We start from the raw sequence: 26,353 nt of genomic DNA, 5'->3' as shown, positions 1-26,353 counted from the left end.
TGCGTAAACTGCACTGATGAGTAGCTACCTGTGTGCCATTGGCACGGCCAACCCGCCCCACCGCATTCCCCAACTTCAGATTGCCGACTTCATGGCTGGCGCGTTGCAGCTCGATGAGGGCGGCACGCGCAAGCTCCGGGCCCTGTACCGCGTTTCGGGCATTGGGCAGCGCTACACCGTGCTACCCGACTACGGCCGCGCCAACGGCCGCTTCGAGTTTTTCCCCAACACTCCTGACCTGGAGCCGTTTCCGTCGGTGGGGCAGCGCATGGCCGAGTACCGCCGCCACGCGCTGCCACTCTCGGTGCAGGCCGCCCAGGACTGCCTGCGTCAGGTCCCGGAAACCACGGCCGCCAGCATCACCCACCTGATTACGGTAAGCTGCACGGGCATGTACGCGCCGGGCCTGGATATTGAGCTGGTGGCGGCCCTGGGGCTGCCAGGCCACGTGCAGCGCACCTGCGTGAATTTCATGGGCTGCTACGCGGCCGTGAATGCCCTGAAGCTGGCCGATGCCTTCTGCCGGGCCACTCCCGCGGCCCGCGTACTGGTGGTGTGTACCGAGCTGTGCACCCTGCACTTTCAGAAGAGCACCGAGGAAGACCATCTGGTGTCCAATGCCTTGTTCGGGGATGGCTCGGCGGCCGTGCTGGTGCAGGGCCGGCCCCGGGCCGCCGGCCCCAGCCTGGCCCTAACCGCCTTTCACTGCGGCCTGGAGCCCGACGGGCACGCCGATATGGCCTGGCACATCAACAACTTCGGGTTTGAGATGACGCTGTCCTCGTACGTGCCGCGCATGATTCAGCAGGGCATTGGGCAGCTCACGGCCCGACTGCTGGCCGATTTGCCGGTGCAGCTCGCCGACATCCGGGCGTTTGCCATTCACCCGGGCGGGCGCAAAATTCTGGAGTCTATTGAGCAGGCGCTGGGCCTGACGGCTCACGATAACCGCTTTGCCTACCAGGTGCTGCGCGACTACGGCAACATGTCGTCGGCGACGGTGCTGTTTGTACTGCGGGAGTTGCTGCGCACCCTCGCCCCCGCTGATGCCGGTGCGCCGGTGCTCAGCTTCGCTTTCGGGCCGGGCCTGACGCTGGAAGCCATGCTCCTGACTGTGGCCTGGGGTTCGGAACCCTCAGCTCGAAAGCACATCCTGGAACACCACGCGCAGGCGGCCGAAATACTACCCGCTTAGGCCACCTATCTGATTCCCTTTTTCCCTACCGCTTCCGCGCACTCTATAGCATGCCTGATTTCCGCGTTCGTGCCACGGAAGAAGAGTTGATGGACGACCTGACCCTGGCCTCCGATGAACTGCGGCAGAACCTAGACGAGCTGGAAACCATCAATACGTGGCTGGGCGGCTACGCCCCGGTGCTGGACGCGCTGGACCGGCTGCGCCCTCACTTTCCGGTGGGCCGCCCCCTGCGGCTGGCCGACCTGGGTAGCGGCGGCGGCGACACCCTGCGCCAGATTGCGCGCTGGGCCCGCCGCCGGGGCGTGGCCGTAGAGCTTACCGGTATTGATGCCAACCGCTTCATGCTGGACTACGCCGCCACCCGCAGCACCGCCTACCCCGAAATCTGTTACCAACAGGCCGATATCTTCTCCCCCGAGTTTCAGCGGCAATCCTTTGATGTGCTGACGGCCAGCCTGTTCTGCCACCACTTCCCGGATGAGCAGCTAAGCCAGTTGCTGCGGCAGTGGCAGGCCCAGGCTACCCTGGCCGTCATCATCAACGACCTGCACCGCCACCCGCTGGCCTACCACAGCATCCGGTGGCTGACGCGCCTGCTGGGCGGCTCCCGCCTGGTCCGGCACGACGCCCCGCTTTCCGTGGCCCGCGCCTTCACGCGCCCCGAGTGGGAGCGGCTATTGGCGGGTGCCGGCACCACCCGCTACCAGCTCCGCTGGCGCTGGGCCTTCCGCTGGCAGGTGATAGTGGTGAAACAGTAAGATGGTGAACTGGCGGGTTGTCATGGCGAGGAGGTACGACGAAGCCATCCGTCCTGCCCAACGCCCTACCCCCTGACATGTGACAAGCCCTTGACGACTGTACTAGCGTCAGGGGCTTGTCTATTTATCAGGCTTGTCACAGAGGCGAGGAAGGACGGTTTCGGTGCCCTCGCCATGACGCGCTTCACTCAACTACTCCATCACCACTTCAATCCCTACCCCCACAAGGCCGCGGCGGCGCGGAAGGTGTTTACGTGGGCGTCCACGATGTCGGCGATGCGAGGAGAGTAGCCGCCACCCATGCACACGACTACCGGCAGTTGGTGCTGGTGGCAGAGGCCGAGCACGTACTCGTCTCGGCGGCGGCAACCCTCGCGGCTGAGGGCCAGGTGGCCGAGCTTGTCGGTGGCCAGCACATCAACCCCGCTAAGATAAAACACGAAATCGGGGCGGTGCTGGTCGAGCAGGCGGGGCAGGGTTTCGCGCAGCAGGTCCAGGTAGGCGGCATCGTCGGTGCCATCGGGCAGGGCCAGGTCCAGGTCCGACTGCTCCTTGCGGTGGGGGTAGTTGCGGGCCCCGTGCATGCTGAAGGTAAACACCCGCGGCTCGTGTTGAAAGATGCTGGCGGTACCGTTGCCCTGGTGCACATCCAGATCCACAATCAGTACGCGCTCTACCCCCAGCTCGGGCTGGGCCAGCAGGTAGGCAGCCGCCGCGGCCTGGTCATTGAGCAGGCAAAACCCTTCGCCCCGGCCACGAAACGCGTGGTGGGTGCCCCCGGCAATGTTGAGGGCCACGCCGTGCTGCCGGGCCCGGCGGGCGCACTCCAGCGTGCCGCCCAGGATAGTGGTTTCGCGCATAATCAGCGCGGGGCTCCACGGAAAGCCGGTGGCGCGCTCCTCGGGGCGGGTAAGCTGGCCCGTGCGCAGCCGCTGGTAGTAGTCGGCCGCGTGCACCCGCAGAATATGCTCATCGGGTGGGGGCTGGGGCAGAAAGAAGGCACTTTCCGGCACAATGCCCTCGCGCAGCAGCTGCTCGGGCAGCAGCTCGTACTTGAGCATGGGAAAGCGGTGGTTGGCCGGTAGGGGGTGGGCATACAGCGGAGCCCAGGCAATGGAAAGCATAGGCCGCGAACCTACGCATCCGGCGGCAGATGGCCGGTGCCTTTGCCGGCGGGGCCACACAAAAATAACCGCCTTTTCAAGCGGTTACTTTCGGATTCGGGGGTTTTGACGTGGGGCGTACTGGGCTCGAACCAGTGACCCCTACCTTGTCGAGGTAGTGCTCTGAACCAACTGAGCTAACGCCCCGGCAAAACCTACTGGCGGCGGCCGTAAGGGGCCAAAGGTACTCTTTTGCAAAAGATAATTACTCTTGGAGGGGTACAAAATTTCTGCCTTTGCCACCTGCCCCCTGTAACCTTCTGGGCTGCCGTAAGTATAGCGCCTTACTGATGCTTCCTGGGCTGCGGCCGGTAGCTCACTTCTTTGCAAACTCCCTCCTCCCCCCCTTTTCCCCATGAAACACGTTGCACTCCTGCTGGCTGGCTGCGCGCTGAGCGCCACCGCCCTGGCCCAGACTCCAACCGAAGCTCCTCGCGTGAGCGGCCTGCGCTCCTCCACTGATTATGCCCCCGGCACCGGCAGCGACTCGCGCAACAACGGCTTCGGCATTAAGGGTGGCTTCACGGCTGCTAACTTCCGCGGCGACGACAAGAAAAACTTTGGCAACGAAGGCATCTATAACACGTTCCACGCCGGGGTATATGCCCAGTTTGGGTTCAACGACAAGTTCTCTATTCAGCCGGAAGTACTCTACAGCCGCCAGGGCTTCAAGGGCGACAATCCAGCCAGCACCTCCCAAACCGGCACGTACACCACCCGCCTCGACTACGTGCAGGTGCCCGTGCTGCTGGTGTATAACTTCCTGGACAACGTGAGCGTGCACGTAGGCCCGCAGGTTTCCTTGCTCACGAAGGTGAAGGAAGGTGACCGGGAGCGGAAAATTGCCGATGAAAACGACACCTACGGCTACAGCTACAACAGCCTCGACTACGGCCTGGCCGCCGGCGTAGAGGCTCGCGTAGGGCCGGCCCGGGTAGGCGGGCGCTACACGGCGGGCTTCGCCGATATTATCCAGGATCAGAACCTGGCGAAGACTGGCAATACGGCCATTACCAATATCAAGAACGGCATGTTCCAGGTGTATCTGGGCATCGGAATTTCCAACTAGCCACTCCCTACCCTACTGTTTTTCAAAAAGGAAGTCTGCCCGGACTTCCTTTTTTTGTTGTAGAAATGCCGTCCGTCAGCTGCTCCTTTCCGCTCATGCTACTCCTTGCTCCTGAAGCCGCGCTACCCGGCATCAACCACGCCCGTGAACTGCTGGCCGAGCGCGGCATGGCTGTTCTGGGCTTTTGGGCTTTGCTTAACCTGGTGGTGAGTTGCTACCACGTGGCCCGCACCGACGTCCGCTCGGAGGTGCATCACTTCCACCTGATGAACATGAGCTGGAATGTAATAAACGCGCTGCTGGCCGTGTGGGGCATTCTGCAGGCGCACCCGCAGCAGGTAGCCGGCCTGGGCCTGGCCGAAAGCCTGAGCGCCCAGTTCAGCTTCGAGAAGATACTGCTGCTGAACGTGGGCCTCGACGTGGCCTACCTCTGCATCGGCAGCTGGCTCCGGGCCCGCGCTGCTGCCCCCGCTGCGGCCCGGCCGGAACGGCTGGCCGGCTTTGGCCGGTCGTTGTGGCTGCAGGGTGGCTTTCTGCTGGTATTTGACGCTGCTTTCTACTTTGTGTATCACCAGCACGCCGCCGAGCTGCTGCAGTTGCTTTCCTAAGCCCCACGCCGGTCCGGTCTGGCCCGGCAGGCGGAGCCCGTCCGACTGGCTTCGTTGCTGATGCCGGCACGGAAGGGTTTGGGAGCCCTGAGGGGGTAGGCGGCCGACCTTTCCCGGGTAGCACAAGCGGCGCGGCCGGCAACCGGCCGGACGCCCTCGGCGCCGGACCGGCGCGAGTCGTCGTGCTAGCAGAAGCTCCAAGCCCCGGCTACCATTCGGGTAGCCGGGGCTTGGAGCTTCGGAAGAAAGGTAGGCTACTGCTTGCCTACCAGGGCTTCTTTGATTTTGTCGTTGAAGTTGGGAATGTCCTGGGGGTTGCGGCTGGTGATGAGGTTGCCATCTACTACCACGGTTTCGTCAACCCAGCGGCCACCAGCATTCTGGATGTCGGTTTTGAGGCTGGGCCAGCTGGTGAGCTGCTTGCCGCGCACGGCATCGGCCTCAATCAGGGTCCAGGGGCCGTGGCAGATGGCGGCTACGGGCTTACCGGAGCGTACAAACTCGCCTATAAAACGTACTGCCTCGGGCTTGGTGCGCAGCACGTCGGGGTTCATCTGGCCGCCGGGCAATACCAGGGCATCGTAGTCGGCCACTTTCACCTCCCCGATTACCTTGTCCACGTCCACCTTGTCGCCCCAATCCTTCTCGTCCCAGCCCTTAATCGAGCCGCTTTTTAGGGAAATAACGTGGGTTTCGGCGCCCTCGCCTTCCAGAAACTTCTTGGGCTTCTCCAGCTCCGACTGTTCAAACCCGTCGGTGGCGACAATGGCTATTTTCTTACCTTTCAAGTCGTTGCTTCCAAAAATATTCATGTTGTATCAGGTCAGGTGATGAAAAAAGCCAGAGCAACTCACGCTGCTCCGGCTTTGGTTTAACGCACCCCCCGGCGGGGGGGTTGGCGCATCATTTTGGCATTACGGCTCAGTCCAGCTCGTTTCGCTCGCGCTTAAGCTGCTTGCGCAGGCGGCGCACCCGGTCGTCGAAGCCGTCGGGGTCGTAGCTTACTTCTTCCACGTCCAGCTCTTCCAGCATATCCATCAGGGCGTCGGAATGCTCAGTGCGGGTGCCGCCGGGCACTTTCACAAAGGCCATTTCCGACCACAGCACGGCTTTCAGCCGCTGGCCGTCCTCGCTGAGCATCTGCATTTCTACTACCAGGTTGGAGTTATCGAAGTGAATCAGCTGGGTGCGGATGCGCACCATCTCGGCGTGGTTGGCGGGGCGCAGGTAGGCAATGCAGTGCTTGGTAATGACCCAACTGGCGCCCAGCTCCCGCGCCACCTGCCCCAGGTTCAGGGCGTAGTGCCGCAGGGTATGCTCTTCGCGGGCATTGAGGAAATAATCAAGGTAGCGGGCGTTGTTGAGGTGGCCCAGCATGTCGCAGTCCTGAAACTGAATGCGGTGCGTGGTTTCGGGCGTTTTAATCAGAGATGAGGCCATAAGGAAAACAGGCAGGTTAAGGAGCACAAGGTAGGCCGATCAGCCGGGCAGGCTCAGGCGCACCGCCCCTAGCCCAGCGTATCGGTTAATTTGAAGGCGTCGGCTACCACTGCCTGGGGGGTAGGCTTCCGGTCATCGGTCGGGCTGTCGAACACAATCAGAACGTGCTGTTCATCGAGCAGAGCCATACCTTCGGCCTTGTCCTGGCCGGCGGTGGGCCCGAAGCCGTGGGGCACATCAAAGAGGCGCTCCAGCTTATCGGGGCCAATGAGGCTGTCCTGGGGCAGGCGCAAGGCCTCGGGCCAGCGGTACACGGCAATGGTACCATCCAGGTCCATGGTGGGGCCGGCCAGCAGCAGTAGGTCGGGGCCGCACTGGCGCAGCTCGCGCACGCCCATGCCGCCCAGGGCCAGGAAGTGCTTTTTGTAATAGGTTTCGGTAGCGCCGGGCAGCTCGCTCAGGCGCAGGCGGCCGTGCTTGTCCTCGCGCGGGAGCAGCTCCAGCACCAGAGCCCAGCCCCGCAGCACCGGCCCGCGCAGCCCCACAAACAGGCGCCCGTCGGGCGTCACCGACAGCCCTTCGATGTCAAACCCATTGTCTTTGCCCGGAATAGCCAGGAAGGGTTTCAGGTGGGGGTCGTCGGCGAGCAGGTCGCGCAGGTCGTTGGAGTCGTCGGTGCAGCGCAGCTGAGCGGCCCGCAGGGTTTGGGTGGGGTCAGTGGGGTGCGGGGCTTCACGATGCAGCTCATAGTCGCCGGCAGTGGGGTTGAGCAGCAGCGGCACCCGGGCCAGCAGGTAGCGGTTGGCTTCTGACTTTACCTGGGCCAGGCGGGCAATTTCCTTGGCGGGGTCTTTGCCGTCGGCGTCGGGCTTTTTACGAGCCAGGCTGTGCGAGCCCACTATCCAGAGGTAGTGCTCCCCTTCGGCCAGGCCCTCAATATCAATTTCCTCGGTTTTGTCGGAGGGCAGGTCCAGCAGCTCGGTCAGCTCGTAGGAGCAGTGCTGGCCGAACTCACGCGGCCCCGTCAGGCGCAGCCGCTCAATGGAGGTGCGCTCGTCGCAGCTCACCCACAGGTTGTCGCCGGTGCGGAGCGTGGACGAAAGTCCGTCGCGCACGTGCTTACCGCTGGCATTAAGGCTGAGCTTGGGGTTGAACCGGAGGGTATAAGGCTGGCGGCGCGGCATACAAAGGCGAAAAAGACACGGGAGTTTGTGGCAAACGCACCCGGCCGCGGAAGGTTGAGCCCGGCCCTACCCGGCGCAGCGCCGCCGCACCTGCTCCAGCTGCCGCACCAGGTCGCGGGCCACGGCCTCGTCGGAGGTGTAGAGGGGTAGCTCCAGGGTAGTGCTGTTGGTGCCGGAACCGTTTTTGGCGGTGCGCTCCCGCTTTATTTTCACCTCGAAATAGCGGCGGTTGGTTTTCTCATCGAGGGCCGGGGCGTAGGTCAGGGAGGTAACCTGGCTCCACTCTACCCCCAGCTTCAGCTCAAACTCCACCTTATCATCCGATTTCACGGCCCAGTCGGCACCGTTTTTCTGGTGACTCACCTGGAAAACCACCGCCTCGTTTTGCTGGCCGGCGGAGCGGTACTTCCGGATTACCTGCGTGAAATGGCAGCCATCCAGCACGGCCCGCACTTCCGTTTCCGGGGCTGCCGGATCGCGCATCAGCTGGTTCAGGCGCTTGGCCAGGGCCGCATCCGAGGATGCTGTTTGGGCGGAGGCTGCCGAAGTAGCCAGAAGGGCAGCAACCAGAAGTAGCGTTTTCATCGTCGGGTTCCGGAAAGTAAAAAGTGCAGTCGGCCCACCGTACTTCGGCGGGCTCTTACCGGGCCAGATGGTATTCAGGATAAAAGGGTTGCCTGAGGACAGTGAACTGGTGAGCGGGTGAAATAGTAAGCTGTTATGGCGAGGATACCGACGCCCTCCTTCCTCTCTACATGTGAGAAGCCTGGTAAACAGACAAGCCCTTGACGCTCGCGCAGTCGTCAAGGGCTTGTCACGTTTCAGGGGGTAGCACACTGGTCAGGACGGATGGCTTCGCTCCGCTCGCCATGACACACTTCCCTTATTCACCGTGTCACCGTTACTGGGCTTTACGGGCCTGCATCTGGGCCTGTACCTGGCGCTGCTTGGCTTTGAGCTGCTTGTACTGCGTAACCGTCAGGATAGACTGCAGCTCCTGGTCGGAGGAGGCATTGATGCGCTTGAGTTCCGCGAGCAGCGCGGGCCGGTTGGAGCCCAGGCGCTGCTTGGCCGCGTTGGCCTGCTCGGTGGTGTTCGTGAAAACGGTCCGCACCTTGCGGCGCTGGTCGGCGGTGAGGTTCAGCTCCTCCGTCAGCACATCAGTCAGGTCGCGGGCGGCACTGGAGGCAACTACGGGCGCGGGGGCCGGCGCGGCCGGCCCCGATTTGGCGGCGGGAATAACTGCTTTGCTGCGGCGGGCGCAACCAACCAGCAGACTAGCCGCCAGCGCGAGGGCGAGGGGGAAACGGGAAATGTACATACGGCGCAAGGGAAAGGCGTGTGCTCTCCCTACGCGAAAAATGCGCCAATGGCTATCTGCTTTCCTGTTCGCCGGCTACCGCCACCCGCCCCCGCGCTGGTTCGGCCGGCAAACTGGCTTTCAGGTGCTGGGCGGTATGGTGAGCCAACGCCATTACCGTGAGCATAGGGTTCACGCCGCTGCAGGCCGGAAACGCCGAGGCATCGGCCACAAACAAATCTTGCACCTCGTACAGCTCTCCGGTGGGACTGGTGGGGTGCGTGGCCGGGTTGCCGCCCATGCGGCAGGTGCTCATCTGGTGGGCGCTGTAAAGCCCAAACTGATTGGCCTTCCAGCTCAGGTAGGGCAAGCCGGCCAGCACCTCGGGATTGAGCAGGCGGCCGTTTTCGGCGCGCAGGGTGGGTAGGGTACCATGGGGCAGCAACACCGAGTGAGCCCCGGCCGCTACGTGCACCTCGGCGGCGGCCCGTACTCCCCGCAGCAGGTGGCCCCGGTCGTAGTCGCTGAGGGTATAGTCAATGCAAGGGGCGCCGTGCCGGTCCACCGAAACCCGGCCGCCGTCCCGGTCCCGGGTCAGCACAATAAAGGAGCCCAGGTGCGCCGCCTGCTGCATCAGCTCCTTGTGCTGGCGGCCCGAGCGCCAGGGCAGCACCATGGCCATCAGGCCGGGGTGGGCGGGCGGCGTTTCCAGCTTCACCCCAAAGTTGCTCCCCTCCAGGCGGGTAAACGTGTCATTCACCACCGACATCATGGGGCCGTGCCAGGGCTCGATGCGCTGCCGATACAGCCCCGAAACGGCCACCGTAGGGTGCAGGTGCAGATGCTGCCCCAGGTGGGGGTGGCGCAGGCCGCTACGCAGCAGCAAGGCCGGCGTCTGGATGGAGCCCCCGGCCACCACCACCCGCCGGGCCCGCACCGTTACGCGCACCAAGCGGCCGTCGGGGGTGGTATGCACGGCTTCGGCGCCGGTGGCCCGGCCGCGGGCAAGGGTAATGCGCGTGACGGTGGTAGCGCACAGCAGGCGGGCGCCGTGCTCGAAGGCGGTTTGCAGATAGGTGTTCAGGGTGCCCTGCTTGATGCCGTGCCGGTCGCCGAAGCCACTGTACCCCAGCCCGCAGAAGTGCTGCTCCGAATCCGTGAGGCCTTTTTCGTTGCGCGGAATCAGTTTCACTTCCTGGCCCAGGGCGCGGGAACCGTCCCAGAGGGCCTGGTTCTGGCCGTTGTGGCGGGGGTACTCGGTGTTTACGCTCAGGGCCTGACTGACGGCATCGAGGCTGCGGCTGAACTCGGGGGTAGCAAAGTGGGGCACCTGGTGCTCCCGGGCCCATTCCTCGCGCACGTAGTCGGGGGTGCGGAAGGCCCCGGCCCAGTTGACGGTGGTGCCGCCCCCCAGGCAGGAGCCGGCCAGCAGGGCAATGCCCCCGTCCTGGGTGCTGAGGCCGCCCTGGGCTTCGTACAACTCCCCCAGCATGTCCACTTCGCGCTGGGTGAAGTCGGGGCCGTGGAAGTAAGGGCCTTTTTCCAGCACCAGCACCTCGTGGCCCGCGGCGGCCAGCTCGCCGGCCACCACCCCGCCGCCGGCCCCGCTCCCAATCACCAGCACGTCGCAGTCGTAATGCGCGTCCTGGGTGGGCTGCAGGGTCCGGATAGGCTTCTCGGCGGCCACGGCGGGGTCGGGGACCTGGGGGCCGGGGTAGCCGATATGCTCCCACACAAAGTTGCCCTGCTCCGGGGTAGAGCCGCCGTAAAACAGAAACACAAACAGCTTGCGCAGGGCCTGAAATCCCTTGCGCAGCTGGGGCACGTTGCTGGCGGCCCAGCTTTGCAGCAGCTTTTCCCGCTGCTCCGGGGCCAGCCGCCCAAACGGCCGCAGCGGCCCAAACCACGTCAGGCCCAGGGCGGGCGTATCCAGCAACTGCAGCAGCTGCAGAAACTCCTGCCGCGTCCTTGCCGTCTGCGCCTCAATCAGCCGGGCCGCCTTAGCCAGATCCACGCCGGCCGAGCCGCACCGGGCCCAGTACGCCGGGTCGGGCGCACCTTCCGGGGCGGGCAAACACGGAATAAATGCATCAGCAAGAGCGCGCAGGGTCGCGCACTGGGCTTCGGTGAACTGCATAGCGAAGTAGGAACGAACAGGATGGGCCGGCATAACGCACTGGAGCCGCGCCGTAAAAGTTCGGCATTTTTTCCCGAAAATGCTCGGCTTGCATACGAAGTTGAGTAAGCAGGTGAAGCCGGATAGCCAAGCAAGCCACCCGGTCCGGTCCGACGGGCGGAGCCCGTCCGACCGGTTGTCGCCCGCGCCGCCTGCTTCCCGGAAACAGCATCCGCCTACCCCCTCCATCTGCCCAAACCCTCCTGGGCGGAAGTCAGCACGAACCCAACCGGACGGGCTCCGCCCGTCGGACCGGGATGGGAAACTCACCTGTCACAATTCACTCACTTGTCACCTCATCACCTTCTCACAGCCACTTCAGCAGCCAGTTTACTAGCTTCTTGACTTTGGGGGTGTAGGGCGGGTAGATGGGTTTGAGGCCAGTAAGGCCCACGCGCTGCTGCAGCACCGATTTTTCGTTGCTGAAGGCCTGGAAGCCAGCCAGGCCGTGGGCCCTACCCAGGCCGCTGTTGCCCAGGCCGCCGAAGGGTAGCTCGGGGTGGCCCAAGTGCAGGATGGTTTCGTTGACGCAGGCACCCCCGGCCGGAATGTTCCGCAGCAGGTAGCGCTGGTTGTCCTTGTGCTGCGAAAACACGTACAGGGCCAGCGGGTGCGGGCGCGCGTTTACTTCCTCCACCGCCTCCGGCAGCGTCCGGAACGAACGGATGGGTAGCAGGGGCCCGAAGATTTCTTCCTGCATCAGGCGGCTCCCGGCCGGAACGTTCAGCAGCACGGTGGGCTCAATAAACCGCTGGGCAGCATCCGTCTGGCCGCCCAGGGCCACGGTGGCACCCTGCTCCCGGGCCTCCGTGAGCAGGCCCGCTACCCGGGCGTAGTGGTGGTCATTCACGATGCGGGCAAACGAGCCGGACGCGGCTACACCCTGCCCCTCGGGGTTGTAGAAGCGCTGCACCACTTCCCGGATTTCCTGCACCAGCTGGTCGCGCACGGCCTCGTGCACCAGCAGGTAGTCGGGGGCTACGCAGGTCTGGCCGGCGTTCAGGCCCTTGCCCCACACAATTTTCTCGGCCGCGTCGCGCAGGTCGGCCGTGTCATCTACCACCACCGGACTTTTGCCGCCCAGCTCCAGGGTTACGCTGCTGAGGTGCTCGGCGGCGGCGCGCATCACAATTTTGCCTACCTGCGGACTGCCCGTAAAGAAGATGTGGTTGAAGGGCAAAGCCAGCAGCTCCGTGGCCGCGTCTTTGTCGCCTTCCACCACCGTTACCTCGGCGGGGTCAAACACCTCCCGGCACATGCGGCTCAGCAGGGCGGCCACGGTGGGCGTCATCTCGGAGGGCTTGATGATGCAGCAGTTGCCCGCCGCCAGCGCCGATACCAGCGGATCGAGGGCCAGGTAGAAGGGGTAGTTCCAGGGGGCAATAATCAGGCACACGCCCTTGGGCTCGTACTGCACCCAGCCGCGCGTGCCCACCAACGACAACGGCGTGCCCACCTTGCGGGGCCGGGCCCACTGGTGCAGGTGGCGCAGCGTGTGCTTGATTTCCGTCTGGGTAGACCAGATTTCGGTAACGTCGGTTTCGGGGGCAGGCTTTCTGAAATCGGAGTAGAGGGCCTGTTGAATGGCCGCCCGGTTATCGGCCACCCAGGCACTGAGCCGGCGCAGGCGGGCGGCGCGGGCGTCTAGGGGCTCCTGGCGCAGCGCCGCCGCCCGGACTTGCTGGCGGGCGAACAGCTCGGGCAGGGTACCGGCGGGGGCGGCGGGCGCAGCAGGAGCGGAAGTAGCGGGAGTAGGCATGGAGGCAGGAAAACGGACTGATGGGTAAAGCACTGGTAAAAGTCCCGGATGCGCACCACAGTTCCAACCCTACCCCCTGCTCCCTGGCCAAGGCCAGCGGCAGTAGTGGGCGGCGTCCTTTGGCCGTGCTTGTTTTGCCCCGGCCTGCGCTACGGAAACCGTAGCCAGAGCAGCCGGCCCCCAGGCCACGGCCTGACTGGTACAGCGGTGCTTGGGCGGGCCAGGCCACAGCTTACGCTCAACCTGGCCGCTAGGCCGGCGAGAGACACTGGGCCGGACAGCGGCGGCGCCGCACCCGCCGCAGCAGGGGCTCCTGCTGGCGGCGCGGCCAGTCGGCATCGGCCGTAGCCACTTCCGAGTTGGTGAGCCAATCGAGGGCAGCGGGCAACTCCGTGAAATACTGCACCTCATAGGGCAACGATTCGTGGGCCGAAACCCACAGCAAACTCTCCACTACCAGCCTGTTGTACGTGTCTGTGGGTAGCAGCAGGGCCAGCCGGCGCAGGCTGCAGCTGCGCAAGCGGGGCAGCCAGCTAGCCTCTACCCACCGCTGCGATTCTGCGTCTAAGAGGGGTATCTGCCGCAGGTCCAGAAGCAGTTGGTGGGCCTGGTAGCGCCGCACCGTTTTCAGGACGTCGGTCAGCAGCGAGGCGACCTGAAAGGACTCAACGGCTTCGGGCCACCAGAACCGAAGCATACGAAGCTGAACTGTGTAACGGGATACTAGGCGTGTTGTGCACGGGGGGACCATAAAGGGGTAACAGGTGTGTGTCGGCAGAAGGTCGGAGGTGGAGTAGATACGTAGCCGCCCCCCTACCCGATCTATCCGGCCCTCTCTTTCGGTCATTTTTCCGACGAAGCCCCTACCCCTCCGCCACCAGCCGGGCCGTTTGCTCGACTAAAATCCGCACCCCTTAAGATCGGCCAGCTGCCTTGGCAGGCTTCTTTCCTTTCTTTTTCAGGTACGCCTGGGCCTCATTGTACGCCTCCGATTTGCGCTCGGCTTTCTGCTGTACTTCCTTGTAGTAGCGCGTGGCCGCGGCGGCATCGTTCTGCTTGCTGGCAATGCGGCCCAGGTTCAGCAGGGCGTACAGGTAAAAGCCCTGTTTGGTGTCATTGGTGCTTTCCGCGAATACAATGCAGCGCTGGTAGTATTCCTTGGCCTTGGTCAGGTCCTTGTACTGGTTCTGCATCAGGCTGCCCAGAAAGTACGTGGCGTAGCGCCCACTGATGCCCTCGTAGCCGGGCATGCCGCGGTTAATTTTGTCCAGAATGTCGCGGCTGACCCGCTCACACTCATTCAGGTCGCCTACCTGGTAGCTCATCAGGGCATAGAAGCGCTGGAAATAGCCGTTGTCGGGGTAGGTGGTGGCCATAATGCGGGCCAGCGCCAGGGCTTCATCAGGCTTGTTCTCCTGGTTCTGCAGAATCTTCATCAGGAAAACCCGGGCCTCCGGGGCGGTATAAAACCCGTTGGCCGCCACGCTACGCAGCTGCGAGAGGCCCAGCTTTTTGTTGCCCTTGGGGAAAAACAGCAGCACGGGCCGCAGCAGCGGGTAGGTATCCGAAATCCAGGGAGCGTAGTAGTTAATCAGGGCCTGCCCGAACAGAAACTCCGGACTCAGGCCGTTGGCTTCCTGGCTTTTTTCGAGGTAGTCGAGGGCGTTTTTGCTGGCCACGGTGGCTTTGCGCCAGTTGTGGCGCTCGGCGTTCAGGCGGGCCGAAAAGCCGTAGGCCGCCGACAGGAAAAAGCAGGCTTCGTAGTTTCTTCGGTCGCGCTTATACAGGGCCTCGCCCCGGGTAATGGCCGTATCCATATAGGCCAGAAACACCTTGTCGTACTGCTGGGAGGTGATGTTGGACGGCATGATCTTCCACCACGTAGTCAGGCCCAGCAGGAAGTAGGGCATGGGGTGGTTGGGGTAGCGGCGGCGCAGGCTGCGGAACTGGCGCTCGGCCCGGTCGTGCTTGAAGTTATAGATGTTCTGCACCGCTCCTTCCAGCTCCGTCTGAATATCCTTGTCCAGCAGCAGCCACCCGGAAATATCCACGGCGGCGGGAGCTACGTCCACGTTCGAAAGGTTAATCTGACGGCCCGGGCGGGCCGTATCGGGCTGCTGTGCCCGCGCCCCCAGGGAGAGCAGCAACAGGCAGCCAAGCAAGAATAGGCGCATAAAGGACAACTTGGAATCCTAAAGTAGAGGAAAAAGGCCGGACCCCGCGTGCCGGGCAGGCTGCTTCCGGCCCCCTCATACGTGGATAAGCAAAAAAAAGAGGCTGAAGCTCCCACAGCCTCAACCTCTTTTTGCGTTTTCCGGATGCCAAAGGTACCCGGGAAACGGCCAGCGGCTAAAATTCCCACCCAAAGCCGCTGGATGTCTGCTTGGGAAAGCAGCCTAGCGGCGGCTTTCCGGCTGGTGCTCGCGCAGCCAGCTATATGCGTTGTACTGCCCCGGCGTGAACACCCGCGCCAGTGCGGTATCAAATTCTTTATCGGCCTGCGCCACCGTGCGGCCCGAGAGCAGCCGGTCATCGGTGGTGGCGGCTACCAGCCCGGGCTTCACGGCCAGCACCTCAAGCTCCCGCACGTACTGCCGGGCGCTTTTCCGCACTGCTTTCTGCTGGGCCCGGCTTAGGTTCAGGGCCTGAGCCAGGTAGCGCGTCAGGTTGTCGGCCCGTTGCTCTGCCGTATTTTGAGCGGCGGGCATTACCGGCTGCCGGGCCGCCTGGGCAACGGGTGCGGCAGCCGCTAACAGGAGCAGCAGCGCCAGAGTCCGGAAGTAAGTGGGCAGCGTTTTCATGCGGCAGGGCAACTTGATAGTGCAAGTTGCTACCTCATACGACGAAGTACCACTGCCTGGTTCGCAAAATTTGATGCCATGTTGACCAAATGCATTAATTTCACGTTACCACCCCGCCATTGGGGCACCACTCCGCCGTGAAATTACAATTCGAACCCATCCACCCAACCGTTGACAGCTCCTTTACTCTTCTTCATTACACCGAGGTAGGCAAGGCCGAATTGCTGTGGCACTACCACCCTGAGTACGAGCTGGTGTACATTCCGCAGGGCCACGGGCGGCGGCACATCGGCCAGCATATTTCCCGCTTCGAGGATGGGGAGCTGGTGCTTATCGGGCCTGATTTGCCCCACCTTACCTTCAGCTACGGCCATCCGGCAGGCACCCCGTTCGAGGAAATTGTGGTGCAGCTGCGCGGCGACTTCCTGGGCTCTGACTTCTGGGATAAGCCCGAAATGGCCGCCATCCGGCAGCTGCTGGCCCGCTCCCACGAGGGCCTGTCGTTTGGGGGCAGCACGCGCACGGCAGTGGGGCCGGTGCTGCGCCAGCTGCTAGGGGCGCCGCCCTTCATGCGCCTGCTGCTGCTGCTGCAGGCGTTGCAGCAGCTGGCCCAGGCGCCCGCCACCGACTGCCTCCCGCTGCACGCGGGCACGGGCGGCCAGGGTCTGAGCGGCAAGGAGCAGCAGCGCCTGAGCCGGGTGTATCAGTTTGTGGAGCAGAACTACCAGCGGGCCAGCCTCTCGGTGCAGGAAGTGGCTGACGTGGCCCACCTCTCGGTGCCCGCTTTCTGCCGCTATTTCAAGAAGATGACCCGCCACACCCTCACCGATTTCCTGCAGGAATACCGCGTGGGCCAGGCCTGCCGCCTCCTCCTCGACGATGACCTGGCCGTGACGGAAGTGTGCTACTCCTGCGGGTTCAATAACCTGTCGCACTTCAACAAAACCTTCCGCAAATACACCGGCCAAAGCCCCACCGAGTACCGCCGCCAGCGCATGGGCAAGTAGGTGAGCTGGTGAGTTGATGTGCCGTCATGGCGAGCGAAGCGCGGCCATCCTTCCTCACTTTGTGACCAGCCTTCTGACCTGACAGGCCCTTACTTCCAGCACGGAGGTAAGGGCTTGTCAGGTTATCAGGGGGTAGCACAGTGGTCAGGACGGGTGGCGTCGTCGGGCCTCCTCGCCCTGACACCACTTCACAAACTCACCAGTTCACCACCTCACCATCTCACCACTTCGCCACCACGGAACGCGGGGCGGGTAGGAAATGTCTGGCAGATGAATGTCTGCTATGATGAGAGCCTTGTTTTTTCGTTGGGCTGGTGGTAGAATCTGGTGGGGGCTGTTGGTAACCGGGCTGCTGATGGCCGCCGGGCTGCCAGTGGCAGAGCAACCCCTGGTTCTTCGGCCCGCTACCCCTTCTTTTACCTCGCCCCTGTTTACGGTGAAGCAGGTGCGCGATGAGCGGCCCGGCCGACCGGCCGTGGCGTGGCTGCTGCCTACCCCTCCGGCGGCGGCCAAGGCCGCGCAGCCCGTGGACCTGCAGGGCGGCACCGAGGCGGCCTTGCGGCAGTTTATAAGCCGCACCCTGCCAGCCCGGCCCACCCGCTACGGCGTTACTCTGCGGGTGCGCGAGTGCCGGATACAGGAAACAGCAGCGGCCAACGGGCAGGCCGCGGGCCAACTTAACGTGCACCTGGCTTTCGACTGGGTTAACTCCGAAGGGCGCACGATTACGCTCACGGAGTACCGCGGCGGGGCCCGCTACCTGCGGCCACTCGCGGACAGGGCCGTGGTGGAGCCTACCCTGCGCCAGACCCTGCTGGGCGGGCTTACCTATTTCAACACCTGGCTCACGCGCGCCGCCGCCCACGATGTACGCCTGGCCACGGCCGTACACCCCACTTTCCGCTTCCACACCGCCCAAACGGAAGCCGACACTGTATTCTACGACCCGGCCCGCCCCCTGGCGTGGGCCGATTTTACGGGCCAGCCCCGGCCCAAGGGCGGACGCTATGCCGCTTCCGTGTTCCCGAGCTTTGCTTACCAGGGCCGCCCGCGGGTGGTGAACGGGGTAGTGGAGCTGGAGCTGATTCTGAAGGTGTTTGTGGTGCGCAGCTCCTCGTGGGTGGGGCCGGGCCAGCAAACGGCCGAGCACCTCAACCATGAGCAGCGCCACTTTGATATTGTGCGGCTGGTAGCCGAGCGGTTCCGCCGCAAAGCCTCCCCCGACAGCCTCACGGTGGAGGACTACAACAGCATTCTGCAGCTCCAGTATCTGAAGTCGTTCACCGAGATGAACCGCCTGCAGGAGCAGTACGACGCCGAAACCCACGGCAGCCCCCTGGCCCAGGAGCGCTGGAACCGCCGCATTGAGGAGGAGCTGCGCCAATACGGCATTAAGCAGTAATTACCGGACTATCATGCCACAAAAAAGCCCGCTTCCGGTTTGGAAAGCGGGCTTTTTCATGATAGCCGGGGGTAGGCGCTTAGCGCTTCACTTTCACTTCGCCGTCGTCGGCGTCGCGTTTTACCTTGGTGCCGTTGGGGTACTCCACTTTGGTATCACCGTCCTTATCCACCTTCACGGTTTTGCCGTTGGAGTACACGATTTTCGTTTCGCCGTTGGCTTTTTTGTCGTATTTCACCACCGATGGGCCGCGCCGACGGGCGGGCGTGGTTTCGGTAGTAGTGGTAGTGGTGATGGTGGCGTTGCTGTAGGGCGTGCCGGCGTAGTAGCTGTTGCGGTTTTCCTGGTAGGTGCGGTACTGGGCCGGGTCGGTGAGGTAGGTGCGCACCTCGCGGTCAGTGTCGTCGTTTACCTGGCGCAGGGCGGCGTAGCGGCCGGTGGTATCGGTGGTGTAGCGGGAGTTTACCTCGTTGAGGCGGCGGCCGCGGGTGTAGTAGGTTTTTTCCACGCGGGTTACCACTACGGTATCGGTCAGGCGCAGGTCCTGGGCAATACGGTCGGCAATACGGTCGGCTTCGGTGCGGTAGGCGGCGGTGTCACCGTCAGCCGTAGCCGTAGCGTTGGTGGTCATGGTTTCGTCACGCACAACCACGGCGGTATCGGCCGAGGGCGTGGTAGCTGCGTCCACGGCAGCTTGTTTGTCCTGGGTGCAGGAAGCCACGGCCAAGCTGGCGGCGGCGGAAAGTAAAAGCAATGACTTATTCATGGGAAATTCAGCTTGACGTAAAGCCCGACTGTGGGGCTGGGGGCGCTTACGCAGGCCACCGCCCGGATGTTGCCGGCCCGTGGCCGCGCTATATAGAATTTTCGACTTACTTACGGTAACACCTTCAGGCTAAGCCCTTCCGGATACCGCACTCCCAGGCAACGGTTTGGAGCCGGCCGGCATCTAGCTCTTGGTACCCATCCTTTCACCTTCTTATCCTTCCTGCCATGAACGCTCCTTTTCTTTTTCGCAGCCTGGCCGCCGCGGCCCTTCTGAGTGCTACTGCTGTGGGCGCTTCGGCCCAGCAAACCCGCTCGGTCAGCTCGTTTCAGGTTATCAAGGCCAGTGGGGCCATCAACGTATTTCTCCGGCAGGGCGCCGCTACGGAGGTGAAGGTAGATGCCCCGGCCGGCGTACTGGAGCGCATTAAAACCGAGGTGCAGGGCAACACCCTGGCCATCTACCGCGAGAAGGGCTCCATGCTGTCCTGGGGCAACGAGAAAGTGAATGTGTACATCACCTGCCCTACCCTCACGGGCCTGGAGGTAAGCGGCGCTTCCGATGTAAAAAGCGACACGCCCTTCACGGCCGATAACTTCACCATCCGGGCCAGCGGGGCTTCCGACGTGACGATGGCCCTGAACGCCAAGAGCCTGATGGCCCACGCCTCCGGGGCCTCCGACCTGCGCCTGACCGGCCGCGTGGAGCGCCAGCAAGTGCACCTGAGCGGCAGCAGCGACTACCAGGCCTACAACCTGCAGAGCCGCACGGCCGCCGTGGAAGCTAGCGGCTCCTCGGATGCCTACGTGGCCGTGAGCGAAGAGCTGTCGTCGCGCACCAGCGGCGCCAGCGACATTCATTATAAGGGCAAGCCGCGGGTCACGAAGTAAGAAAGGCAGGATACCGACTTATAAAGTAAGTGGCGGCAGCTCCTGGGAGCTGCCGCCGCTGGTATGATGCACAAAGGATAAGGCACTTCGATACGACACTTAAATAACAGGTTGGCTTAGCGCAGCGGGGTAGCGGCCGTGCCCTGGCGCACGAAGAGCATGGCATCGTAGGTGACGCCGAGTTGGGTGTCGGCGTAGTAGTCCTCGCCGCCCACGGTTTGGCCTACTAAGCGGTGCGGGCGCTTCAGGTCCTGGGCTCCCAGCTGGTGGGTATCGAAGAAGTAAAGCGGGCTGCTTACCTGGCTCATGGCCGCTTCCCAGGAACCAGCCTTGGGGGCCGAGAGGGGGTAGGATGCCATGACGCTGGCGGGAGAAATAAACACATCCTGGGTAGCCGCAAAGGTGCCCGCGCCGGTGGCGGTAGCCAGCACGAAATACTGGCCGGGAAACATGCGCTCCAGGTAGTCGCCGGTGCCGCCGCCGTTGCTGCGGTCATCGGTGGCGGCCACGGTGCGGCCCACGTGGGCGTTGTGGGCCCAGATAATCACTTTGTGGCTGCCGCCGGCAATGAACTTGGTCATTTCGGCAAAGGCGCTGTCGCGGGAGGAGTCGCGCTTGAATTTCTCGTACTGATAGAACACATCGAGGCCCAGGTGGGCGTTTTTGGCGGCGCCGGCCAGCACTTCCCGCTGCTTGCGGGGCAGCTTGGTGGCGGGCAGCAGCTGCACCAGCTTTTCGGCGGCCAGGTAGCCCGCGTAGCCGCTGCTAAGCCACTCGGGGCGGTTGCGCTTGAACGTTTTGTCGCTCAGCTTGTACCAGTAGTTATCGTTGTACTGGGCGCTTTTCAGGAGCTGGGCCACGGCGGCTTGCACCTCCGGGTTCTTGGCTTTGGCCAGGCCCTGCTGCAGCAGCTGGGCGTCGGCGGTCGTGAACATGTTGTCGATGCCGGTTAGCTCCACTTGGCGGCGCTGGCGGCGGTTGCGAGCTTGCATCCAGGTGAGCAGCTCGACCATTTCCTGATTTTGCCACATGCTGATCAGGTGCTTCTGCATCAGGGGCTTGAGGTCGGTAGTAGCGGTGCGCTGCTGCAGGGCCTGGTTGAGCAGATAGGTGTCGCCGTAGGTGTTTTCCAGGCCGAGGCGGTCGAAGCTGTGCTCCTCCATCAGGATGCGCGTCAGCCAGAACCGCAGCTTGTAGAACTCCGCGGTGCCGTGGGTGCCTTCCCCCATAGCCACCACCTTTTTGCCGGCCATTTGCTTTACCAGGGGCTGCACGGCGGTGCGGAAGGCCTCGAAGCTCTGCATGCTCACGGGGTTGATCAGGCCAGGGTCAAGGGTGAGGCGGGCGGTATCGGTGGGGGTAGCAGCGGCAGCAGTGGGGGCACTGGGTTGGGCCTGGGCGGCAAGGGTAGCGGTGGCGAGCAGGGTCGAGGCGAGCAGGGAGCGGAAGAAGGTTTTCATGGAGAGGAAGGGTAGTGAGTGTCAGAGGAAAGCCAGCCGTTCAGCGACTGGCAACGACACAAAGGAATGCCCTTCCTGAGCCAGAATGAAGCTTTATTAGACCAACCCGGCCCCGCATCCGACCAAACCGGAGGCCCCGTTTTTTGGTCGAAAAAACACCCCGCTTAGTCGAAATAGCCGCTGACCAAAGCACCAGCCCGCCGGGAAATCTGCCAACTTGCCCCCATGCAACAGGACACCGCCGACCGGCCCAGCCGCTTCCCCCTCATCTTCGAAATTCTGGTGTGGGGCCTGTACGTGGGCCTGTACAAGTACGCCGTGTACATGGAGAGCGTGGCCGTACCTCTGGCCGGCGGGGCCAACTTTCCCTACCCGCAGCTGATCCTGTTTGCCCTGGCGGCTACCCTCTATATCATCCCGTACTACCGCTGGCTGGTGCCCGTGCTGCTGCGCCGCCGGCGCTACGCCCTGCTGGGGATAGTATCGGTGCTGTACTTGTGGTGGGGCATTAAGGTGAACGTGGCCGTAGCGCACTGGCTGTTTCAGGGGGTAGCCAGTCCGCCCCTGCTGCGCGGGTTTTACCAGCAGGGATTTGCCGGGGCGGCCGCCCAGGTGCTGGCCCTGCGTAATACCTACATCAGCCTGCTGTTCACCGATTTGCTGGCGTTTAGCTGCGTGGCCTTTGTGCGCTATGCCTTCGAGAATGAGTACCGGCGGCGCCACCTGGAGAAGGACCACCTGGCCCTGCAGCTGGAGCAGCTCAAAAGCCAGCTGCAGCCCCACTTCCTGTTCAATACCCTCAACAGCATCTACGGCCTGAGTTTGGCGGGCTCGCCGGAAACGCCGCGCTTTATTCTGCTGCTCTCGGAGCTGATGCGCTACGTGCTCTACGACAGCGGCAAGGAATACATTGGCCTGCCCGAGGAGGTGGCCTTTCTGGAAAATTACTTCGAGATGGAGCAGCGCAAGTACCCCGGCGCCCAGATTCAGCTTACTACCCAGGGCCCAACGGCCGGCCTGCAGGTGCCCCCGCTGCTGCTGCTGCCCCTGGTAGAAAACAGCTTCAAGCACGGCCGCCACCACTTCTCCGACCAGGCCAGCGTGCAGGCTACCCTGAGTATTCAGCCCGGCCGCCTGCACTTCGTCATTGAAAACGACATGCTGCCCGCAGCGCCGGCCCCGGCCACCAAGCGCAGCGGCGGCATCGGGCTGGTCAATATCCGGCAGCGGCTGCAGCTCTACTACCCCGGCGCCCACGAGCTGCACCTCACGGAGCACGCGGGCCGCTACCGCGCCGAGCTGACGCTGCAGCTGTAGTTGCCCGCTGTGCTGAGCGGGAGCAAAACGTGACGGGCTTTCTTACTTCATCACTCTATCACCTCATTACTCCATCACTTTGTTGCTATGACGACTACCCCTGCTCCGGTCCGGTGCCTGATTGTGGACGATGAGCCGCTGGCCCACCAGGTACTCACGCAGTTTATCGGCCAGACGCCCGGCCTTACCCTCACGGGCAAGTGCCGCAACGCCATGGAAGCCTACGAGCACCTGGCCCAGCAGCCGGTGGACCTGCTGTTTCTGGATATTGAAATGCCCCTGATGACGGGCCTCGATTTCCTGCGCAACCTGCGCCAGCCGCCCAAAACCGTCCTGACTACGGCCTACCGCGAGTACGCCTACGAAGGCTACGAGCTGGATGTGCTCGACTACCTGCTCAAGCCGTTTTCCTACGAGCGGTTCATGAAGGCCATCAGCCGCTTGCCAGCCCTGCAGCCGGCCCCGCCCGCCGAGGAAACCGCGGAAAAATACCTGCTGGTGAAGGAGCGCCAGGGCCTGCTGAAAGTCCCGCACCGCGACATTATTTATGTGGAAGGCTGCAAGGACTACGTGAAACTGATGACGGCCACCAAAACCTACCTGCTCCACCAAACCATGAAGGAAATGGTGGAAATTCTGGGACCCAGCTACCTGCGCGTGCACCGCTCCTTCATCGTGGCCGCCGCCCACATCAAGCTCCTGCAGCCCGACACAGTGCAGCTCCTCGACGCTACCCTAATTCCCATCGGCAACTCCTACAAAGCCGACCTGCTGGCCTTCTTCAAAAAGTAGCCGCATTACGGAGCAAGCGCCCCCGTTTTCGTCTCAAGCCGATCAACGAGTTGTAGCGTAGCTCAACTCCTACCCCCGTCAGCTCAACATAACCCTACCTCACTAGGCGGCCGTAGCTCCCCGGAGTTGCGGCCGTTTTGGCGCCTGAAGGTTCAGGGCCGGTTGTAGCTTTGGCCCAAACCAAGGGGTAGCAGCAACACATGACACAGGTAGTAGAGGAAGACGTTACGCCCCGGCAGGCGCGGTGGGCCATTGCGCTGTTTTTCTTTGTTTCGGGGTTTGGCTTTTCCACCTGGGCTTCGCGCATTCCCACTATTCAGCAGCAGCTCCACCTGAGTGAGGCCGAGCTGGGCGGCGTGCTGTTTGCCCTACCGGCCGGCCTGATGCTCACGTTGCCCGTCACGGGGTGGCTCTTGCAGCGCGTCAGCAGCCGGCAGGTGATGCTGGTGGGCGCCATTCTGTACAACCTGGCCCTGGCCCTGCTGGGCTTGGTGGAGCATACCTGGCAGTTGGTGGGGTTGCTGTTTTGCTTTGGCTCCTCGCGCAACCTGCTCAACATTTCCATGAACGCGCAGTCGGTGGGGGTGCAGGCGCGCTACCAGCAGTCCATCATTGCCAGCTTTCATGGGGTGTGGAGCGTGGCGGGCTTCGCAGCCGCGGCCGTGGGTACTTTGCTGATTAGGCAGCGCGTACCTACCGCCACCCACTTTGCGGCGGTGGCGGTGGTGCTTACCGGCCTGGCCCTGTACAACTACCGCCACAGCCTGGTGCTGCCGCCCGCGCCCGAAGCCAAGCGCGGCGGCTTCCGCTGGCCCGACAAGGCCTTGCTGAAGTTTGGCCTGATTGCCTTTGCCTCCATGGCCTGCGAGGGCACTATGTACGATTGGAGCGCCATCTACTTCCAGAAGGCCGTGCTGGTGCCCAGGGAAACCGCCGCCCTGGGCTTCACGGTGTACATGGTGGCCATGACGGCCGGGCGCTTCAGCGGCGACCCGCTGGCCAACCGCTTCGGGGTGAAGCCTATTCTGCACTACAGCGGCGTGCTGCTGCTGGCGGGCTTGCTGCTGGCGGCTTTGTTTCCGGAGCCATTGCTGGCGGGGCTGGGGTTTGTATTGGTGGGACTGGGCGTGTCGTGCGTGATACCTATGGTGTTTGGCATGGCCGGGCGCACGGCGGCGCTCAGCTCCGGCTCGGCCATTGCGGCGGTTTCCACGGTGGGCTACTTTGGGTTTCTGCTGGTGCCGCCGGTGGTAGGTTTTATTGCCGAGGCGGCCGGCCTGCGCTGGTCGTTTGGGCTGATGGCGCTGCTGGGCGGGGTAGTGGTACTACTGGTGCGCCGGCTGCCGGAGTAGCGCAGGTTGTCATTCCAAGCAGGAGAAATCTGGGGTTACCATCCACCACATCACCCCAGATTCCTCCTGCGTCGGAATGGCAAGACCAGGCCGGCGTATGCGGTTCAGTCCCACGGGTTTTCTGCGTACCTTAGAGGTTCGGCGGCCGCGCCCGGGTGGGAGTAGCGGGCAGCTGACGCCTGTTTGATGAAGTATATTCTTGCGTTGCTGCTGTGGGCTTTGCCCCTGCTGAGCTGGGCCGAGCCACCCCTGCAGCCCCTGCAGATTGCCGAGCAGTTTGTGGCCCCCGGCGGCTGGGCCGCGATGCGCGACTACCTGAGCGGGGAAGCCGCCGGCCAGGCCCGCCGCCAAAGCCTGGGCCAGCAGATTCCGGCTACCCTGCAGCGCCGCTGCGAGCTGCTGTACCAGGGCCCCGCTACGGCCGTGGTAACCGTGGAGCTGCGCGACTCCGTGCGCCGCAGCGACATTTACCTGCACTTCCGCCGCGACTCCGCTACCACCGCCGCCCCCTGGACACTGGCCGCCGTGCGCAGCCTGGCCATGACCCAGCTCGGGCCGCCCATGCTGAAAATCTTGGCCGACATGCCCCCGGCTGAAATCACGCAGTACAACCAGAAGCACCCCGAGGCCAGTCACGCTTTCATGCTCGGCAACATCCGCCTCTGGATTGGCTCCGACGCGGACATCCTAGAGCACTTCAACCGCCATCGGCCCCAGTTTCAGCAGGCCGCGCGCCTGATTCAGAGCCGCCAGTTTTTCACCGCCCCCCTCGACTCTACCCTCGCCGGCGAGCAGGCCGCCAACGCCGATGAGGAAGTGCTGGCGCTGCTGCGGCCCCTGTACATCAGCCGGGTTACGCAGCGCACCCTGGGTTCGCCCGCCGGGCTGGAGTTTATCATTGGGGGTGTCACCGATAATACGGTAGGCCTGCTTTATCAGCCCAACGCCGCCCTGGTGCCCCCCATGCGTCCTGAGCGCGTAATTGTGATGAGGCCCCTGGGCCACGGCTGGTACTTGTACAAAACCACGTAATTCATGGGTAGAGTTTGCAGGCGGGGCACTAATTCGGGGGCGGCGCGCCGGAAGCTTGGTGTTAGTGCCTAGCTTTGCTCCGGATTTCCTGCCCCCTACCCCGCCTACATGCCCCAACGTCACTTCCTGCTCTACAAACCCTACGGCTACCTCAGCCAGTTTACCAGTGAGTTTGAGCGGGAGCAGCGTAAGAAGCGTTTTTTAGGCGAGCTACACCATTTCCCGGCGGGCACCATGGCCATTGGCCGCCTCGATGAGCACAGCGAAGGCCTGCTCCTGCTCACCACCGATGGCCAGATCAGCGCCCAGGTGCGCGGCAAAGACATCGAGAAGGAGTACTACGCCCAGCTCGATGGCCTGATTACCGACGAGGCCGTGGCCCGGCTGCAGGCCGGCGTGGAAATTGGCCTGCGCGCCGTGCGCTACCAGACCCTGCCCTGCCAGGTGCGCCGCCTCCCGGAAGCCCCCACCCTACCCCCGCGGGGCCGCCGCATCCGCTCTGACCGCCACGGGCCTACCAGCTGGGTGTCCATCACGGTCACGGAGGGCAAGTTTCGGCAGGTGCGCAAAATGACGGCCGCCGCCGGTTTTCCTACCCTGCGCCTGGTGCGCGTGCGTATTGGTGAAATTACACTGGGCGAGTTGCAGCCCGGCCAGGTGCGGGAAGTAGCCGATCTGCTGCTGCCCGCAGGCCCGGCAGCCAGCTAGCTCGGTCCGCTGTCGGCCGGCTCGTCTTCTCCCTGGGGGCCGCCAGCCCCGCATATTCATCAGCAAAACAATTACTTATAGTATTCCTCTGGTGCGTATTTTACCGAACAGAGCAGCTCAGCAGCCGGGTATATCCCAGAGCTTCTATATAATTTCTAAGAACATGAAATT

General features: G+C 63.4%; 25 protein-coding genes and 1 tRNA gene. 12 read left to right on the top strand and 14 right to left on the bottom strand.

Features of this window, described 5'->3' with window-relative positions:
- Window positions 1-16 precede the first annotated feature (16 nt).
- Window positions 17-1,195 carry a type III polyketide synthase gene (locus tag GGU46_RS01725; RefSeq protein WP_183401861.1) on the top strand — a complete coding sequence of 393 codons (1,179 nt, stop codon included), beginning with the start codon at window positions 17-19 and terminating at the stop codon, window positions 1,193-1,195.
- Between the two features lie 50 nt (window positions 1,196-1,245).
- Window positions 1,246-1,956 carry a methyltransferase domain-containing protein gene (locus tag GGU46_RS01720; RefSeq protein ID WP_183401860.1) on the top strand — a complete coding sequence of 237 codons (711 nt, stop codon included), beginning with the start codon at window positions 1,246-1,248 and terminating at the stop codon, window positions 1,954-1,956.
- 215 nt (window positions 1,957-2,171) lie between these two features.
- Here the strand turns inward: GGU46_RS01720 and GGU46_RS01715 are convergent, their stop codons facing one another.
- Window positions 2,172-3,080 (bottom strand): histone deacetylase family protein, encoded by a 909-nt coding sequence (locus GGU46_RS01715; protein WP_183401859.1) that lies wholly within the window; start codon window positions 3,078-3,080, stop codon window positions 2,172-2,174.
- Between the two features lie 111 nt (window positions 3,081-3,191).
- Window positions 3,192-3,266 (bottom strand) — tRNA-Val (locus GGU46_RS01710).
- Window positions 3,267-3,474: 208 nt separating this feature from the next.
- Here GGU46_RS01710 and GGU46_RS01705 point away from each other — a divergent pair.
- A complete protein-coding gene (locus GGU46_RS01705) occupies window positions 3,475-4,188 on the top strand; it encodes a porin family protein (protein WP_183401858.1) in 714 nt (237 codons plus the stop codon).
- Between the two features lie 95 nt (window positions 4,189-4,283).
- On the top strand, window positions 4,284-4,796 hold the full coding sequence (locus tag GGU46_RS01700; RefSeq protein WP_183401857.1) for a DUF6992 family protein: 513 nt from the start codon (window positions 4,284-4,286) through the stop codon (window positions 4,794-4,796).
- A 254-nt stretch (window positions 4,797-5,050) separates the two neighbouring features.
- Here the strand turns inward: GGU46_RS01700 and GGU46_RS01695 are convergent, their stop codons facing one another.
- From GGU46_RS01695 to GGU46_RS01650, 10 genes are all read right to left on the bottom strand, one after another.
- A complete protein-coding gene (locus GGU46_RS01695) occupies window positions 5,051-5,608 on the bottom strand; it encodes a type 1 glutamine amidotransferase domain-containing protein (protein WP_183401856.1) in 558 nt (185 codons plus the stop codon).
- A 109-nt stretch (window positions 5,609-5,717) separates the two neighbouring features.
- Complete coding sequence (locus GGU46_RS01690) at window positions 5,718-6,236, bottom strand: acyl-CoA thioesterase (protein ID WP_183401855.1); 519 nt, start codon at window positions 6,234-6,236, stop codon at window positions 5,718-5,720.
- Between the two features lie 68 nt (window positions 6,237-6,304).
- The gene (locus tag GGU46_RS01685; protein WP_183401854.1) at window positions 6,305-7,420 is read right to left on the bottom strand and encodes a DUF3616 domain-containing protein; all 1,116 of its coding nucleotides are present in this window, start codon (window positions 7,418-7,420) and stop codon (window positions 6,305-6,307) included.
- A 66-nt stretch (window positions 7,421-7,486) separates the two neighbouring features.
- Window positions 7,487-8,005, bottom strand: a complete 519-nt coding sequence (locus tag GGU46_RS01680; protein WP_183401853.1) for a hypothetical protein — start codon at window positions 8,003-8,005, stop codon at window positions 7,487-7,489.
- 316 nt (window positions 8,006-8,321) lie between these two features.
- On the bottom strand, window positions 8,322-8,741 hold the full coding sequence (locus GGU46_RS01675; protein ID WP_183401852.1) for a hypothetical protein: 420 nt from the start codon (window positions 8,739-8,741) through the stop codon (window positions 8,322-8,324).
- Window positions 8,742-8,793: 52 nt separating this feature from the next.
- Entirely contained in the window at window positions 8,794-10,857 is a 2,064-nt protein-coding gene (locus GGU46_RS01670) for an FAD-dependent oxidoreductase (RefSeq protein ID WP_183401851.1), read from the bottom strand.
- Between the two features lie 346 nt (window positions 10,858-11,203).
- Window positions 11,204-12,655: an aldehyde dehydrogenase family protein gene (locus GGU46_RS01665; RefSeq protein ID WP_183401850.1), complete on the bottom strand. Its 1,452-nt coding sequence runs from the start codon at window positions 12,653-12,655 to the stop codon at window positions 11,204-11,206.
- Between the two features lie 250 nt (window positions 12,656-12,905).
- A complete protein-coding gene (locus tag GGU46_RS01660) occupies window positions 12,906-13,352 on the bottom strand; it encodes a hypothetical protein (protein ID WP_183401849.1) in 447 nt (148 codons plus the stop codon).
- Window positions 13,353-13,569: 217 nt separating this feature from the next.
- Window positions 13,570-14,829 carry a tetratricopeptide repeat protein gene (locus GGU46_RS01655; RefSeq protein ID WP_183401848.1) on the bottom strand — a complete coding sequence of 420 codons (1,260 nt, stop codon included), beginning with the start codon at window positions 14,827-14,829 and terminating at the stop codon, window positions 13,570-13,572.
- A gap of 222 nt (window positions 14,830-15,051) precedes the next feature.
- Window positions 15,052-15,456, bottom strand: coding sequence for a hypothetical protein (locus GGU46_RS01650; RefSeq protein ID WP_183401847.1), 405 nt, complete (start codon window positions 15,454-15,456; stop codon window positions 15,052-15,054).
- A 137-nt stretch (window positions 15,457-15,593) separates the two neighbouring features.
- On the opposite strand from GGU46_RS01650, the gene GGU46_RS01645 reads away from it, so the two are divergent.
- Window positions 15,594-16,463, top strand: coding sequence for a helix-turn-helix domain-containing protein (locus tag GGU46_RS01645; RefSeq protein ID WP_183401846.1), 870 nt, complete (start codon window positions 15,594-15,596; stop codon window positions 16,461-16,463).
- Between the two features lie 283 nt (window positions 16,464-16,746).
- A complete protein-coding gene (locus GGU46_RS01640; protein WP_215906239.1) occupies window positions 16,747-17,865 on the top strand; it encodes a lytic polysaccharide monooxygenase in 1,119 nt (372 codons plus the stop codon).
- Window positions 17,866-17,944: 79 nt separating this feature from the next.
- Here the strand turns inward: GGU46_RS01640 and GGU46_RS01635 are convergent, their stop codons facing one another.
- Window positions 17,945-18,631: a T-complex 10 C-terminal domain-containing protein gene (locus GGU46_RS01635; RefSeq protein ID WP_183401844.1), complete on the bottom strand. Its 687-nt coding sequence runs from the start codon at window positions 18,629-18,631 to the stop codon at window positions 17,945-17,947.
- Window positions 18,632-18,858: 227 nt separating this feature from the next.
- On the opposite strand from GGU46_RS01635, the gene GGU46_RS01630 reads away from it, so the two are divergent.
- Window positions 18,859-19,521, top strand: coding sequence for a head GIN domain-containing protein (locus GGU46_RS01630; RefSeq protein ID WP_183401843.1), 663 nt, complete (start codon window positions 18,859-18,861; stop codon window positions 19,519-19,521).
- A 116-nt stretch (window positions 19,522-19,637) separates the two neighbouring features.
- Here GGU46_RS01630 and GGU46_RS01625 read toward each other — a convergent pair whose 3' ends face one another.
- Complete coding sequence (locus tag GGU46_RS01625) at window positions 19,638-20,981, bottom strand: erythromycin esterase family protein (RefSeq protein WP_183401842.1); 1,344 nt, start codon at window positions 20,979-20,981, stop codon at window positions 19,638-19,640.
- A gap of 225 nt (window positions 20,982-21,206) precedes the next feature.
- Between GGU46_RS01625 and GGU46_RS01620 the strand changes: the two genes are divergently transcribed.
- From GGU46_RS01620 to GGU46_RS01600, 5 genes are all read left to right on the top strand, one after another.
- Window positions 21,207-22,298: a sensor histidine kinase gene (locus GGU46_RS01620; protein WP_183401841.1), complete on the top strand. Its 1,092-nt coding sequence runs from the start codon at window positions 21,207-21,209 to the stop codon at window positions 22,296-22,298.
- A gap of 87 nt (window positions 22,299-22,385) precedes the next feature.
- Window positions 22,386-23,090 carry a LytR/AlgR family response regulator transcription factor gene (locus GGU46_RS01615; protein WP_110976443.1) on the top strand — a complete coding sequence of 235 codons (705 nt, stop codon included), beginning with the start codon at window positions 22,386-22,388 and terminating at the stop codon, window positions 23,088-23,090.
- Between the two features lie 200 nt (window positions 23,091-23,290).
- Window positions 23,291-24,442 carry an MFS transporter gene (locus tag GGU46_RS01610; protein WP_183401840.1) on the top strand — a complete coding sequence of 384 codons (1,152 nt, stop codon included), beginning with the start codon at window positions 23,291-23,293 and terminating at the stop codon, window positions 24,440-24,442.
- Between the two features lie 186 nt (window positions 24,443-24,628).
- Complete coding sequence (locus tag GGU46_RS01605) at window positions 24,629-25,474, top strand: hypothetical protein (protein WP_183401839.1); 846 nt, start codon at window positions 24,629-24,631, stop codon at window positions 25,472-25,474.
- Window positions 25,475-25,582: 108 nt separating this feature from the next.
- Complete coding sequence (locus GGU46_RS01600; protein ID WP_183401838.1) at window positions 25,583-26,182, top strand: pseudouridine synthase; 600 nt, start codon at window positions 25,583-25,585, stop codon at window positions 26,180-26,182.
- Window positions 26,183-26,353 lie beyond the last annotated feature (171 nt).

The sequence above is a fragment of the Hymenobacter latericoloratus genome (genome assembly GCF_014199535.1).
In the GTDB taxonomy this organism is placed as follows: Bacteria; Bacteroidota; Bacteroidia; order Cytophagales; family Hymenobacteraceae; genus Hymenobacter; species Hymenobacter latericoloratus.
The sequence above is the reverse complement of the archived record's forward strand: the minus strand, read 5'-3'. Positions and strand labels throughout refer to the sequence as shown.